General features: G+C 71.0%; 12 protein-coding genes. 3 read left to right on the top strand and 9 right to left on the bottom strand.

Annotation, left to right across the window (positions count from 1 at the left end; all coding sequences use genetic code 11):
• Nucleotides 1-145 precede the first annotated feature (145 nt).
• Together ABZV93_RS13515 and ABZV93_RS13520 are read left to right on the top strand one after the other, a co-directional pair.
• The gene (locus ABZV93_RS13515; protein ID WP_354934492.1) at nt 146-1,009 is read left to right on the top strand and encodes a FadR/GntR family transcriptional regulator; all 864 of its coding nucleotides are present in this window, start codon (nt 146-148) and stop codon (nt 1,007-1,009) included.
• Nucleotides 1,010-1,142: 133 nt separating this feature from the next.
• Nucleotides 1,143-2,135: a type IV toxin-antitoxin system AbiEi family antitoxin domain-containing protein gene (locus tag ABZV93_RS13520; protein WP_354934495.1), complete on the top strand. Its 993-nt coding sequence runs from the start codon at nt 1,143-1,145 to the stop codon at nt 2,133-2,135.
• A 41-nt stretch (nt 2,136-2,176) separates the two neighbouring features.
• Here the strand turns inward: ABZV93_RS13520 and ABZV93_RS13525 are convergent, their stop codons facing one another.
• From ABZV93_RS13525 to ABZV93_RS13540, 4 genes are all read right to left on the bottom strand, one after another.
• Complete coding sequence (locus tag ABZV93_RS13525; protein ID WP_354934498.1) at nt 2,177-3,277, bottom strand: glycoside hydrolase family 172 protein; 1,101 nt, start codon at nt 3,275-3,277, stop codon at nt 2,177-2,179.
• 269 nt (nt 3,278-3,546) lie between these two features.
• Complete coding sequence (locus ABZV93_RS13530; protein ID WP_354934501.1) at nt 3,547-4,383, bottom strand: YceI family protein; 837 nt, start codon at nt 4,381-4,383, stop codon at nt 3,547-3,549.
• A gap of 8 nt (nt 4,384-4,391) precedes the next feature.
• Nucleotides 4,392-7,274: an MFS transporter gene (locus ABZV93_RS13535; RefSeq protein WP_354934504.1), complete on the bottom strand. Its 2,883-nt coding sequence runs from the start codon at nt 7,272-7,274 to the stop codon at nt 4,392-4,394.
• Complete coding sequence (locus tag ABZV93_RS13540; RefSeq protein WP_354934507.1) at nt 7,271-7,915, bottom strand: MarR family winged helix-turn-helix transcriptional regulator; 645 nt, start codon at nt 7,913-7,915, stop codon at nt 7,271-7,273. The genes ABZV93_RS13535 and ABZV93_RS13540 overlap by 4 nt, the downstream gene beginning before the upstream one ends.
• Nucleotides 7,916-8,050: 135 nt before the next feature.
• Between ABZV93_RS13540 and ABZV93_RS13545 the strand changes: the two genes are divergently transcribed.
• Entirely contained in the window at nt 8,051-8,524 is a 474-nt protein-coding gene (locus ABZV93_RS13545; protein ID WP_354934510.1) for an ASCH domain-containing protein, read from the top strand.
• A 106-nt stretch (nt 8,525-8,630) separates the two neighbouring features.
• On the opposite strand, the gene ABZV93_RS13550 is transcribed toward ABZV93_RS13545, so the two are convergent.
• The 5 genes from ABZV93_RS13550 to ABZV93_RS13570 all read right to left on the bottom strand — a co-directional run bounded on the left by ABZV93_RS13550 (nt 8,631) and on the right by ABZV93_RS13570 (nt 14,514).
• Nucleotides 8,631-9,065 (bottom strand): MarR family transcriptional regulator, encoded by a 435-nt coding sequence (locus tag ABZV93_RS13550; RefSeq protein ID WP_354934513.1) that lies wholly within the window; start codon nt 9,063-9,065, stop codon nt 8,631-8,633.
• A 96-nt stretch (nt 9,066-9,161) separates the two neighbouring features.
• Nucleotides 9,162-9,368: a hypothetical protein gene (locus ABZV93_RS13555; RefSeq protein WP_354934516.1), complete on the bottom strand. Its 207-nt coding sequence runs from the start codon at nt 9,366-9,368 to the stop codon at nt 9,162-9,164.
• A gap of 112 nt (nt 9,369-9,480) precedes the next feature.
• Nucleotides 9,481-11,289, bottom strand: a complete 1,809-nt coding sequence (locus tag ABZV93_RS13560) for an ABC transporter ATP-binding protein (protein ID WP_354934519.1) — start codon at nt 11,287-11,289, stop codon at nt 9,481-9,483.
• Nucleotides 11,289-13,253, bottom strand: a complete 1,965-nt coding sequence (locus tag ABZV93_RS13565) for an ABC transporter ATP-binding protein (RefSeq protein WP_354934522.1) — start codon at nt 13,251-13,253, stop codon at nt 11,289-11,291. The genes ABZV93_RS13560 and ABZV93_RS13565 overlap by 1 nt, the downstream gene beginning before the upstream one ends.
• 250 nt (nt 13,254-13,503) lie before the next feature.
• Nucleotides 13,504-14,514 (bottom strand): LacI family DNA-binding transcriptional regulator, encoded by a 1,011-nt coding sequence (locus ABZV93_RS13570; RefSeq protein WP_354934525.1) that lies wholly within the window; start codon nt 14,512-14,514, stop codon nt 13,504-13,506.
• Between the last annotated feature and the right edge of the window lie 78 nt (nt 14,515-14,592).

Consider the following 14,592-nt stretch of genomic DNA (forward strand, 5'->3'; position numbering starts at 1 on the left):
TACCCGGTCCACAACGGCTGCGGACCGCCGTAGGGCGTGTTCGGGAGGCGACGTCAGGCAGGTGCCATAGGGTTGGACGGCAGTCGACCCACCAACCTGTCCGATGGTGGTCACCTTGGCGATCACCTGAGGAGGCACGGCGGACATGACCGACCGGAAACCACGACCGAGGAAGCCGGCCCACGTCCCGACCGGCCGCGACGGGCGCGGACCCGGCGACGGCGAGGCCGTACGAGGTGCCGGCGCGGTCACCGGTGTCAGCCGGTCCGGGCTCGCCGACCAGCTGGCCGAACGCCTGCTGGACGAGATCGTCGCGGGCGTCTACCCACCCGACAGCCGGCTCCCGCCCGAGCCGGTCCTCGCCGAACGCGCCGGCGTCAGCCGGCTGACCCTGCGCGAGGCCATCAAGGACCTCCGCCAGCGGGGCGTGCTGCGGGTCCAGCAGGGGCGCGGGACGTTCGTGAACCAGCCCGACACCTGGGCGCCGTTCGACAGCACGGTGCTCAACGCGCGGGCGCTGCTGGAGTCGGGGTACGAACTCGCGCACGAGCTGACCGAGCTGCGCCGCATCGTCGAGCGAGGGATCGCCGAGCTCGCCGCGGTCCGGCGTACCGACGAGGACCTTGACCGGATGGAGGCCGCGGTGGCCACCATGCGCGAGGCCTGGGCGGTGCAGGACCTCGACGCGTTCAGCTCCGCCGACGTCGACTTCCACGACGCGCTGCTGCGGGCGGCCGGGAACGCCTTCGCGCTGACGCTGTTCCACTCCGTCGACGGCGCGCTGCGTTCGGTACGCCGGCGCACGGTCGAGGAGAACGCCGAACTCGCCGAGCGCGCGATCGACTACCACGCCAAGATCATGAGTGCCGTACGCCGGAAGGCACGCCGGTCGGCCGGGGCGCTGATGGACGAGCACCTGCAGGAAACCGAGGACTTCACCGCCGCGCTGGCCGCCTCCGCCCGGGCCAGGGCCGAGGAGAACGACACCCGTACCCGCCGCCGCGCCTGACCGCCGAGCAAGCGGGCCGAGCTGGGGAGACTTACGGGTGCTATAGGCCCCGTGAGTCTCCCCAGCTCGCGTGCCCGGCTCGTCGTCCACAGGCCGTCCGGGGTCGGAAGGCCGAATTGTGGGACCGTCACCCATGCCCACCCCGCTCCCGCAGTTGCTCCTTGAAACGATCGAGAAGCAGGCCGGGGTAGTTCTCCTGGAGCAGGTGCGCGGGTGCGGCATGACCCCCGACCAGGTCCGTGCCCGGGTGGAATCCGGCAGATGGCAACGGCTGTTTCCCCGTGTCTACCTCACCCATGGCGGGCCGGCGCAGCGACCGAGCAGCCGGTGGGCGGCGCTGCTGTACGCGGGTACGGACGCGCTGTTGAGTCATGGCACCGCCGCCGAGCTTTGGGGCCTGCTCGACGGGCCGGTCGTCGCGAACGCGCCGGTCGACGTCACCGTTCCGAAGGAGCGCCGCGTACGGCCCCAGCCCGGACTGTGCCTCCATTACTCCACGCGGGTGGCGGCGATCCGTCACCCGACTCGGGTTCCCCCTCGTACGCGCGTCGAAGACACTGTGCTCGACCTGGCGGCCACGACGGAACGGTTTCCCGACATCGTCGCCCTGGTGTGCAGCGCCTGCCAGCGTCGGCTGACGACACCGGCTCGGCTCCGCGCAGCGCTCGCGGCCCGTCCCAACACTCCGTGGCGCGCGTCTCTTCGGACGATGCTCGCCGAGGTCGGAACGGGCGCTCAGTCGCCGCTCGAACTGGCCTATCTGCGTTCGGTCGAACGCGCACACGGACTGCCTCGCGGCACCCGGCAAGCCCATCGGCGAACGAATTCGATCAGCCAGTGGATGGACGTCCGCTACGACGAGTACCTCCTCGTCGTGGAACTCGACGGGCGACTCGGCCACGTCGGTGACGGTGCGTTCCGTGACCGGCGGCGGGACAACCTCGCGGCCGAGAGCGGGTACTGGACGTTGCGGTACGGCTGGGCGGAGACGATCGGCCGGCCCTGTGGCGTCGCCGAACAGGTGGCCCTCGTCCTGCGCCAGCGGGGATGGCGGGGAAGGCTCAGGGCCTGCCGGCGGTGCGGCGACTCAGAAAACACGAGCTGGGGAGACTTACGGGTGCCATAGGCCCCGTAAGTCTCCCCAGCTCGTCGAGATGGCAGCGTGGGTCAGAGGATTTCGAGGGCGTCCAGGTCTGGGGTCGCGGGGCCGGTGTGCGAGGTTTCCCCGGAGTACCAGAACGCGGTCGAGGCGATGTCGTCCTGCAGCGGGAGGTACCGCCCGCCCGAACGCCAGCCCAGTGCCTGCACCGTCACCTTCAGGTCGGAGGCGAAGCGGATCGGGTCGAGGACGTGCCAGCGGTACATCCCGAACCGCTGCTGGCTCTGGTACAACCCGTCCGGCGCGATGATCTGGTGCAGGCCGAGGAACGGAGTCGAGAACGCCGTGTAACCCTGCCCGGGGACGTCGAAGTTCCACGCCCCGCCGAAGTAGTCCTCGGTGCCGGTGCCACAGATCGTCGGGAACTCCTCGTCCCCGTCCAGGAAGAACTTCAGCTCACCCTCGCCCCACCAGCCGACGCTGTTGACGCCCCAGGCGAGGTAGGTGCCGACGTAGTGGCCGGCACCCGTCACGCCGTCCAGGATGGTGTGCACGTCCTTGCTGGCAAGCGGGTTGCTCCGCCGCCACTGCGAGTGGAAGTACGCGACTCCGCCGCCATCGTCGCCCTGGGCGCCGACCTCGGTGAGCGTGTAGTCCACCTGGTAGTAGACGATCACGTCCTCGTCGGCGAGGTTCTCCAGGCTGACCCGCGCGTTGCGCAGGAACGGCATCGTCCAGTACGAGTTGAAGCCGCCGTTGGGGTTGACCGCCACCGGCATCGAGCTCAGCTGGGCGAACTTCCCCCAGCCCTGGCCGAAGAAGTCACCCACCGGCACCTCGACGGCCGGGCGGGTGTCGTCGTCCCAGTAGAAGCGCAGCAGCAGCCGGCGCCAGTTCGACACGTGCGTGGTGAGCCAGATGTGCTGGATCGCACCGGGCCCGTCGATGTCGGCGAGAGTCGCCGTCTCCCCCGCCCCGATCCGGATCGAGGGCGAGACCTTCCAGCCCAGGCCGAGGTCGCGGGCCGCCCTGGCACCCGTACCTTCGGTCGCCGCGCCGCCACGCCCCTTCTCTCCGGTGGGGTTCTCCGCGCTGATCGACCGGGTGACCGCACCGGACAGGTGCGCCAGATCGCCGAGGCCACTCACGAGACCCGAATTACCGCTCACGCCACGCCTTTCCGCAGATGTTCGTCGTCGAGTCGGTCCGTCCGCGCTCCTGACAGGCGAGCCGTCAGGAACGAAGCGCGGACCGACCCGACGACGCTATCGGGAAGACGGCGTACCGCGGCAGGTCGACAGGGGTGCGTCGGCCGGCCCGCGCGTCCGGTTGCGGACGCGCGGGCGGCGCCGAGCAGAAGGACGAGCTGGTCGGAACGACGAACCGGCGAGAACGACGAGCTGGTTCGAACGACGGGCTGGTCGGAACGACGAACCGGTCAGAGGGAGGGGAGTTCCTCGCCCTGCACGGCCTGGATGTTCAGCTCCACCCGGATCGTCGCGCCGACCGCGGCGACGCCGGCCCGCACCAGCTGGTTGTAGCTGATCGCGAAGTCGTCCCGCTTCAGGTCGGTCGTGGCCCAGAAGCCGGCGCGCACCCCGCCGAAGGTGTCCGGTCCGGCACCGAGGTAGCGCAGGTCCAGGCTCACCGGCCGGGCGATCGCGTTGATGGTGAGCGTGCCGTCCATCGTCCAGCGGTTCTCGCCGGTCGCGGACAGCCGCCCGCTGCGGAACTCGATCGTGGGATGGCGCGCGACGTCCAGGAAGTCGGCCGTACGCAGGTGGTCGTCGCGCATCTTGTTGCCGGTCTCGATGCTGTCGGCGGAGATCAGGGCGCGGACCTCGGACTCCTCGATCGGCCGGGCGACGTAGATCCGGCCGGCGAACCGGGTGAACCGCCCCTTCACGCTGGAGAAGCCCAGGTGCCGGGCGGTCGCCTCGATGTTGGAGTGGTCCGGGTCGATCACCCACGGCCCCTCCGCCGGCAGCGGCATGCCGCCGGTCCGCGGCAGCGTCACCACACCGAGCGTGGCGCCGCTGCCGCCGACGACGACGGTCCGTGCGGCCGGGGTGTGCCCGGGCGCGGTGACGATGGCGGTGTAGGTGCCGGCCGCCAGCGGCCCGGTGACGACGGCACCCTGGCCGTCCGCCTCGGCCCGGGCCACCTGTTGGCCTCGCAGGTCGGTCACCGTGACGACGCCGTGGGGCACCGGCCAGCCGTCGGGCGTACGCAGGTCGGCGGTGAGCACGGAGCGGTCCTCCGATTGGGTTGGCATGCGGCTCCTCACACCTCCGGGTGGCCCAGCTCGACGTCGTGCGCGCCGACGTCCCCGCCGCCGAGCCGCACCGAGCTGGTCACCGCCGGGTAGCCGGTGGCCACGACGGTGTAGTCGCCGGCCGCGAGGTCGTCGAGAGCGTAGCCGCCGTCGTCGTCGGTGAAGACGCTGCGTACGACGTCGCCGTTCGCGTCGATCAGGGTGACCCGCGCGTCGCGCAGCGGCCGGCCGTACCGGTCGCGGGCCATCCCCCGCAGGGCGGCCTTGGCGACGAGCTCGACGTCGCGCCGGGTCTCGCCGAGCTCGGCGACACTGACCGGCAGCGCCACCGGCTGGAATCCCTCGGCCCGCACCGCCAGCGTGTACGACGCGGCGCCCACGTCGTCGAACCGGAAGCCGCCGTCAGCACCCGCCACGCGGGAGGCGACCACTTCACCGCGTGCGTCGGTGAGCACCGCGACCGCCTCGGCGACCGGGAGCCCGTCCTCGGCCGAGCGCACCTCGCCGACGAGGCCGCTGACACCGGACAGTTCGACGTCGACGGTGACCGGGGTCTGGCCGACCGAGACCGTGGAGGCGCGCGGCTCGCTGGCCGGCGCCGACGCGATCAGGACGTACGTTCCGCCCGGGTCGGCCGGCAGCTGGTACCGGCCGTCGGAACCACTGGACGTACGCCCGACCTGGTGGCCGCCGAGGTTGATCAGCGTCAGGGCCGCGTTGGCGACGGGGGTTCCGTCCGAGCGCCGGACGACGCCCACCACCGCGGCGGACTGCCCGGCCGGCCGGTCGCCGCCGCCGAAGTCGCCGCCGGAACCGCCGTTGCCGTACCCGCCACCACCGAACCCGTTGTCACCGGTGCCGCCGTTGCCGCTGTCCCGGCCGTACCCGGCCTCGCTTCCCTCGGGCGAGCGGGCCAGGTGAGCGGGCGGGAAGGCGGGTCGTACGGACGAACCGGGTCGGCCGTTCTCGGGTCGGCCGTTCTCGGGCCGGCCGTTCTCGGGCCGGCCGTTCTCGGGTCGGCCGTTCTCCAGCCGGTGGGCGCCGTTGGCCTGCCACTGCCGGCTCGGACCGCCCACTCCGACGAGGGCGTCCAGGTCCCGGTCGGACACGGTCTTGCCGCCCGCGCCGTCGGCGTCCATGCCGGCCCAGTCCGCGGCGTCGGCCGCGAGGCCGGCTCCCACGGCGGCCGGGTGGCCGTTGCCGTTGCGGATGCCGACCGGCTCCAGCCGCCCGTCCACCGAGACGGGGGTGGGCACCTGCTCGGACACCACCTGCGTACCCTGCGCGGCCTGCTCACCCTCGGCACCCTGTGCCCCCTGGGCGGCGAGCCGCTCGGCCTCCAGGGTCTGCTGGATGCCGCTCTTGGTGCCGAGCGGGATCTCCTTGATGCACAGGATTGCGATCAGCGCGATCACCGCGATCGGGGCCGCCACCATGAAGATGTCGGCGACACCCTGGCCGTACGCCTTCTCCACGAGTTCGCGCACCGGCGGCGGCAGCTTCGACACCTCCGGCACCGCGTTGCCTCCTGGAGCCGACTTGATACCGAGCCGCGCCAGGCCCGAGGCGATGTCGGTGGTCACCTGGTGAGCGAGGACGGCACCGAGCGCGGCCACACCGATCGCACCGCCCATGCTCCGGAAGAACGCCACGCCCGCGCTGGCCGCGCCCATCTCCCTGATGGAGATGGTGTTCTGGACGGCGAGGACGAGGTTCTGCATCACCATTCCCACGCCCAGACCGAGGAGCAGCAGCGAGCCGCCGATCCGGGTGAAGCTGGTGTGGTAGTCGATCGTGCCCATCGCCACCGAACCGGCGATCAGGAGTACGCCACCGAGCACCATCCAGCGCTTCCACCGGCCGGTGCGGGTGATGATCTGACCGATCACAGTGCCGGCGACGAGGCTGCCGACCGCCATCGGGATGCTGATCAGACCGGCGACCGTGGGCGACTTGCCCCGGGCGATCTGCATGTACTGGCTGAGGAACACCGACGTACCGAACATCGTCACACCGACCGCGACGCTGGCGATGACCGCGAACACGAAGGTGCGGTTGCGGAAGAGCCACAACGGCAGGATGGGTTCCTTCGCCCGGTGCTCGGCCACGATGGCGAGGACGAGGACGACGATTGCGCCACCCACCATGAGCGCGGTGGTCGTGGAGGCCCAGTCGAACTGGTTGCCGGCCAGCGTGACCCAGATCAGCAGGGTCGCCACGCCGGCGCTGAGCAGGATCGCTCCCACGTAGTCGATGCTGACCTCGCGGCGGATCCGCGGCAGGTGCAGCGTCTTCTGCAGGACGGCGAGGGCGATCACGGCGAACGGCACACCCACGTAGAACGTCGAACGCCAGCCCAGCGGGGAGTCGGTGAGGACACCACCGAGAAGCGGTCCGGCCACGGTGCCCACAGCCATGGTCGCGCCGAGGTAACCCATGTAGCGGCCGCGGTCACGGGGGCTGATGATGTCGGCCAGGATGACCTGCGAGAGCGCGGTGAGGCCACCGGCGCCCAGGCCCTGCAGGACCCGCAGGCCGATCAGCTCGCCGACGTTCTGGGACAGGCCGGCCAGCGCGGAGCCGACGACGAACACGACCAGCGCGATCTGCACCAGAAGCTTGCGGCTGAACAGGTCCGCGAGCTTGCCCCAGATCGGCGTACTGATCGTCATCGCCAGCAGGGATGCGGTGACGACCCAGGTGAACGCGGACTGGCTGCCGCCGAGCTCGCTGACGATGCGCGGCAGCGCCGTGGAGACCACGGTCGAGGACAGGATCGTGACGAGCATGCCGAGTAGGAGGCCGGACAACGCCTCCAGAACCTGCCGGTGCGTCATCCCCTCGGACGCGGGGGCTGCCGGAGCAGCTGCCGGAGCGGTCTGGGTCGTCATGAGAGGGCTTCAACTCCTGTGCGGTGCTGCTGGTGGTTCGGGTGATCGGGCCCGACGCGGACCTCGGTGTCCGTGCCGGATGCCTGGTCGGTGGGTGCCCTGGACTCGTCCGGGCTTGCGGCCGTGGTCCGCGGGCCGACCGCCGGCGGCGTGTCGGGCGGAGGCGGCGTGTCGGGCGGAGGCGGCGTGTCGGGCGGAGGCTCGGGGCGGCTCAGGCCGAGGTCGGCCCGAAGCCGGCGCAGCTGCGAGGTCAGGATGGCGACGTCCTCGCCCTCCCACTCGTGCAGCGCGGACTCGAAGTGGTCGACCACGCCCGACCGGACGGACTCCAGCTGCCGCCGCCCGTCGTCGGTGACGAAGACCAGGTGCGCCCTGCCGTCGGCGGGGTCGGCCTTGCGTCCGACGTATCCGTGCGACTCCAGCTGGGCGAGCTGCCGGCTGGCGACCGACACGTCGACCATCAACGTCTCGGCGAGTTGGCTGACCCTGGCGTCACCGGAGGATGCCAGCGTCGCGAGGACGCCGAGCGCGCCGAAGTGGCAGCGCGTGCTCGCCGCCAGCCGGGAGATGTCCTTGCGAATGAGTACCACGTCATGGATCGCTCGGATGAGCTCCTCGAGCTGGGTGCGGGTCACATCCATGTTCACCCCCATCGTTGCCCCGGGCAACTATATGCCTATTAGCTGCCCTAAGCAACCATCTTGGGGTAACTGTTGTTCCGGTCGCCCGAACCGTCGGCTTCCGGTCCGCGCGCCGGAGTCGTAGGGTCCTTACACGTGACGACCGACCAGGCCGCGCCTCACGAGCCGGTGGACCCCTCGGGCCTCCCCCGCGCCGCCTTCGCCTTCCCCGGACCGCTGCGCGACCGGCTGGTCGCGGCGATCCTTGCCGGCACGAAGACCACGACCACCAGCCTGCTCGTGGAGTACGAGCGCGCACGCGAGCCGCTGCCGGCGATCGGTGACCGGTCGGTGGTGATCGACTCCGCGGACCGCCCGGTGGCGGTGATCGAGACGACCGACGTCCAGGTGGTACCACTGGAGGACGTGGACGAGGACCACGCCGCCGACGAGGGCGAGGGTCACACCACCGTCGAGGCCTGGCGGGCCGACCACGAGGACTTCTGGCACAGCGAGCAGGCCCGCGAGGCGTTCGGTGACCCCGACTTCACCGTGAGCGACTCCACTCCGGTGGTGCTCGAACGGTTCCATGTCGCCGCCGACCTGCGGTCCAGCGACCCGACCGGATGACGCCTGCCGGCTGACCGGCCCCGGGTGGAGGCGTCCCGTCAACGCGGCGTTGCTCACTGTCAACCGCGCCTTACTCAGCGCAAGGCGTGCTTGCGCGGAGTAAGACCTAGACCTGTTGGTCGTTGAACCGGTGCAACAGCCGGCCGAGTGTCTCCAGATCCTCGCGTGGCCAGGAGTCCAGGGACGCGCGCAACCGCGCCCTGCGGGCCTCCTGGGCCTCGACCAGCCGCGCCGACCCTTCGTCGGTGAGCCGTAACGTCACTGCCCGGCGGTCGCCGGGATCCTCGACGCGTTCGACGAAGCCGAGGCGTTCCAGCAACCCGACCTGGCGGCTGATGGTCGGCTTGCCCACGCCGAAGAACGCGGCGATGTCGGTCGTCCGGGCGCCACCGGTCTGCTGGAGGTTGAACAGGATGCCGTACGCCGCGGCACCGAGGTCGGGATGCAGCTCACGGGCGATGGTGCCCGAGGTCGACCGGGCGCGGCGCAACAACACCGCGAGCTCGCGTTCGACCGCCTCGACCGGATCGTCGGTCCCCACCCATGACCTCCCGGACGCACGCGACGACACGCCCACGCGGCCGCGGGACGTGCTGGCGACCACCGTAACGGGCGGAGGTGAGACGTTCGGAAACGCTCAGTGGAAGTGCTGGGGGCAGTAGAACGAGTCGGAGGCGTGATCCCAGACCCAGCCCTTGTGGTCGGTGAGGTACATCCGCACCTGGCGGGGAGACCCGACCCACAGCCCGTGGTCGTCCGGCCGGAACACCATGCTGGTCTGGCACTCGTCGCAGGTCACCATGGTGTGGTAGCCGGCTTGTTCGTCGCCGCGAATTCGAATCATCGCCGGACGATACTACTCATACCCTGCCGAATCGGAACACCCGCCACCGCTTCGGTCTGTCCGAGCTACTTTCTCGCAGGCCACCGTCCGGGCTACCCCGCCCGTCACGCGGTCAGCGGTAGCGCTCTGCCTGCATCTCGAACATCGCGGCGTACCTCCCACCGAGTGACAGCAGCTCGGCGTGGCTGCCGGCCTCCACCACGACGCCGTTCTCGAGGACGAGGATCTGGTCTGCCATCCGGACCGTGGAGAAGCGGTGACTGACGAGCACGCCGGTCCGCCCGGCCAGCAGCGTACGGAAGGTGTCGAACAACCGGCGCTCGGCGTCCACGTCGAGTGCGGCGGTCGGCTCGTCCAGCACCACCAGGGCCGCGTCCCGCAGCAGACCACGTGCGGTCGCGAGCTTCTGCCACTGCCCGCCGGACAGGTCGACCCCGCCGTCGAAAGTCCGGACGAGCGGGGTGTCGTAGCCGTCGGGCAGGGACGAGACCACCGCGTCGGCTCCGGCCGCCCGCGCCGCGCGGCGTACCTCGTCGGACGTGACCGCCCTGTCCCCGGCTCCGACCGCGATGTTCTCACCGGCGGTGAGCGCGAACCGGGCGAAGTCCTGGAAGACCCCACCGGTCGCGGCGCGCAGGGAGGTGAGGTCGTACGCGGACAGCGGGTGCCCATCGAGCAGGACCTGCCCGTCGGTCGGGTCGTACATCCGGGTGAGCAGTTTCACCAGCGTGCTCTTGCCCGCGCCGTTGTCGCCCACCACCGCGGTCACCGTTCCGGCGGGCAGGACGGCATTGACACCGCGCAGGACGGGCTTGCTCCCGGCCGGCGCGTTCGGATACTCGAACGTGACGTCGGTGAACTCCACGCGCTGCCGGTGCCGGGACGGGGCGGGCAGTCCGGCGCCGGCCGGCGGGAGCTCGATGCCCGGCGCCGCGTCGTCGGTGAACGCGAACAGCTGTCGCAGGTAGAGCCCCAGCTCGAACACCATGCCGAGCGTCATGGAAAGGCCGAACAGTCCCGCCTCCAGCGCCACCACGGCGTTGACGTACAGCGCGACGTCGCCGACGGCGAGCCGGCCGGCACCGGCCTGGTGCGCGACATACCAGAACCCGCCGCCCAGCGCGCACGCGTGCAACAGCCCGAACCCGGCGGAGCCGAGGAGGTGGCGCAGTCGCAGCCGGCGCACCTCGGAGTACGCCGACGCGAACAGCCGCTGGTAACGGTGCAGAAACCACCCGCCGAGCCCGAACACCCGGACCTCCTTGGCCCCCTCGGCGGACGTGGTGAGACGAACGCAGTAGTCCATCTCCCGCGCCGCGCGGGACTGGTCGGCCATGGTCTGGAACTGCTGCCGATGCATGCGCCGGTACGCCACCAGGTGGGGTACGACGGTCACCGCCAGCGCCGCGGCGACCCACGGCGACAGGCCGGCGACGAGCAGGAGCAGCCCGAGCACCGTCATTCCCTGACCCGCGGCGCTCTGGGTGAGGACCGCGAACCGCGAGACCCAGCTCGCCGAGGAGGTGGCCCGCCGGGCTTCGTCGTGGAAGGCCGGTCGTTCGATCCTGGTGAGGTCGACCAGCCGGGCGCCCGCGGCCAGGACGTGCCGGTCCACCGCGCCGAGCGCGTGGGCGTCCAGGGAGGAGTCGAGGGACTGGCGCACGGGCGTGAGCAGCGCGGGCAGCACCAGCGTCAGGACGTAGCCGACGGCGAGCAGGGCGATCGCGGCGGGCCGTCCGCCGCTCCGGTCGTCACCGCCCAGCCGGTCGACGAGCCCGCCGAGCAGCCAGGGCTGCAGGACGGGCAGCAGGCTGGTGGTGGCCAGCAGTGCGAGCGTGGCCACGGCCAGCGCCGGGCGGCGTGCGTAGGCCAGACGAGCGCCGCGCGCGTACAGCACGGCGGTGGACCGAGCGTGGTTCATCAGCCTCCGCACGGGCCCCACCTTCCTTCCCCAGTGGGGATCTCGAGGTCGTCGACGTCGTCGAGGTCGTCGAGGTCGTCGAGGTCGTCGAGATACTGCGCTGCCTGGGTGCGGTACATCCGGGCGTACTCCCCTCCCGCCGCCATCAGCTCCTCGTGCGTTCCGTCCTCGATCACGCGTCCCGCCGCAAGCACCACGATCCGGTCGGCCATCCGTACGGTGGAGAACCGGTGGCTCACCAGCACGGAGGTTCGCCCTTTCGTCAGCTGTGCGAAGCGCTGGAAGATGTCGTACTCGGTCCGGGTGTCCAGGGACGCGGTCGGCTCGTCCAGCACGAGCACCTGGCAGTCACGGGCGAACGCACGCGCCAGGGCGAGCTTCTGCCACTCCCCTCCGGACAGTTCGCGGCCGCCGAAGCGCACGCCCACCACGGTGTCGAGTCCGTCCGGCAGGCGGTCCAGCAGGTCGGCGGCGCCCGCGCGTTCGGCGGCGGCCAGCAACCGGGCGCGGTCCTCGCGCCGGTCGAGGGCACCGAGGGCGCCGAGGGCGCCGAGGTCGCCGAAGCCGATGTTGTCCGCGGCGGTGAACTCGTACCGCACGAAGTCCTGGAACAGCACACCCAGTTCGCGGCGCAGGTCGGTCAGGTCGTAGTCGCGCAGGTCGCGGCCGTCCAGCAGGATGCGCCCGGCGGTCGGGTCGTACATCCGCAACAACAGCTTGACGATGGTCGTCTTGCCCGAACCGTTCGGCCCGACCAGTGCGCAGCTCTCCCCCGGCCGCAGGTGCAGGGAGAGCCCGGCCAGCACCGGTTCGTCCCTGCCCCGATAGCTGAAATGCACGTCCTCGAAGACGATTCCGGTCCGGATCGGCCGTGGCGCCGGCAACGGATCGAGTGGCTCCGGCAGGTCGGGCGGCGCGTTCAGCACCCGGTCCAGGCTGGGCAGGAACGCGAACACCATCGGCAGGAAGCCGATATAGAAGCCCAGCGAGGTGGCCGTGGACAGCACGGCGGCCGACGTACCGCCGTAGAGCACCAGGTCGCCGACGCTCCCCCGTCCGGTCGCCACCTGCCAGGTGGCGTAGCCGAACACCGCGCCGACGGCAGCCGCGGCGAGCCCGCCGCTCAGGCACACCGGCAGAGTGAGCCGCCACCGCAACCGGTCGAGCTCGCCGACCGAGCCGGCGAACGCCTCGTCGTAGCGGCGCCGGAAGAACCCGCCCAGTCCGAACAACCGGACGTCACCGGCCACGTCCGTGCTCACCACGACATCCCTGCTGTAGGTGAGCGTCCGGGCCTGCGGCGTCAGCGCGTAGAGCCTGCTGCCCGTGGTCATCTGGAACTCGAACTGCCGCGCCAGCAGGGGAACACACGCCGCGACCAGCACAACCGGCACGAGGGGATGCAGCCGGACCAGTGGCACGCACAACGCCACCAGGGAGGCGACCGTCATCACCGCACGGGTGCCGTAGGCCATCACCTCCAGACCGGACCGGGCCGCCTGGCTGCTCACGCGTTCCAGGTCGTCGGCGAAGCCCGGATCCTCGAACCTCGCCAGACCCTGCCAGCGGTTGGCAGCCCGGACGAGCTCACCGGTGACGTGACCGACCAGCCGATCACCGACCAGGCTCTGGCACGTACGCGAGAAGGGTTCGAGCAGCGTGCCGAGTGCCAGCGCCGCCGCCATCGCGGCGATCCAGCCCACCAGGGGCACCGCACTCTCGGACCCGCCGAGGTGCGCCGCCGGGGTGGCCCGCGCGACGGCGTTGACGACCTCACGGGCAAGCAGGAGTTGCGCCGGCGTCGCCGCGGCCTGACCACACAACAGCACCACCGTGCCGAGGAGCGCCTTCGGACTCGCCCGCCAGGCCAGCGCGACCGCCAGCCGGCCGAGCCGCAGATTCTCGGCGAGTCGTCCGCGGAAGCCGTCGTTCCCCGCGTCCTCTGACGAACGGTCAGCGTCCATGAGCCCCCTGTCGTCGCAAACCGGGCCAGTATGTGCCTGGCCGCGGGCAAACGGAACGCTTCGGCGGCGCATCCGGCCGATGGTGGGCGAGTGTGCGCCGGCTTGTTCCGAAAGGGCGGCGGCGTGTGACATGCTGGATCAACGATGGGACGCAGAAAGACCTACCTTCTCCTGGTGGGCACCTGCGTCGGACTGTTCGTTCTCGCCTGACTCGCCCAGCCAGATCCCGGTCTCTGCAGAACAGGCCGGGTCAGCTGCGGGGTTCACGCGGGCGTCGGGAGCTACCACGCACGATCAGAGTGGTGCTCATGGTCACAGTCCGCGGTCCCCTCTCGTCGAAGCCCTCGCGGATCCGCTCCGACAGCAGACGTGCGGCCGCCACTCCCATCTCGTACGCAGGCTGTGCCACCACCGACAGAGGAGGCTCGACCACACGGGCCCAGGCGGCGTCGTCGAAGCTGATCAGTCCGACGTCGTGACCGGTCCGCAGTCGCCGTCGACGCAGCGCGTGGAGTACGACCAGCGCCAGCATCGAGTCGACGGTCAGGAACGCGTCGGGTGGATCCTGCCCGGCCAACAGCGCGTCGACGATCGCGACGCCTGCGTCCGCAGGGTCGTGAAAGGGAATCTGAGACACGATCGACGTGAGCCCATGCCGATCGACCACGGCCTGGTATCCCTGTCGCCGTTGCTCGGCGGTCGGCGTGTCGGCCGGCCTGCTGATGCACGCCGGCCGACGCCACCGCTCACCCAGGAGGTGTTCGGTGGCGTCGACCGCCCCCTCGAAGGACGTCGCGGTCACGAAGTCCCCACCTCCGTCGAGCCGGCGATCGACCACCACCACCGGGATTCCGGCGTCGACCAGGCCGGAGACCTCCGAGTCGATCGCGCGGGGGACGACCACCGCGCCGGCCACGCGTTCCTGCGCGGCCACGTCGAGGTAGCGGCGTTCGCGGGCCTCGTCTTCCTCGGTGTTGCACAGCAGGACGGAGAAGCCGAGTTCGGATGCGGCATCCTCCACTCCACGGGCGAGAGCTGTGTAGAAGGGGTTGCTGATGTTGGTGATGACCAGTGCCCACACCCGCGTGCCACGTCGCCGAAGATTCCGGGCGATCGCGTTCGGCCGGTAACCGAGTTCTGCGGCAGCGGTGCGCACTCGGTCGGCCAGCACCGGATCGACCGTACGACTGTTGTTGAGGGCCCTGGACACCGTGGCGACGGACACCTGCGCCACCTCGGCAACGTCGACGAGACGCGGCATGCGTGGTGGCGTGACCGCCCGCCGGCGGTTGGCGACACCGGAGGCGGCATGACGGTCCATACTCGTCCGCCGGACCTT

This window comes from Actinopolymorpha sp. NPDC004070 (genome assembly GCF_040610475.1).
Taxonomy (GTDB): domain Bacteria; phylum Actinomycetota; class Actinomycetes; order Propionibacteriales; family Actinopolymorphaceae; genus Actinopolymorpha.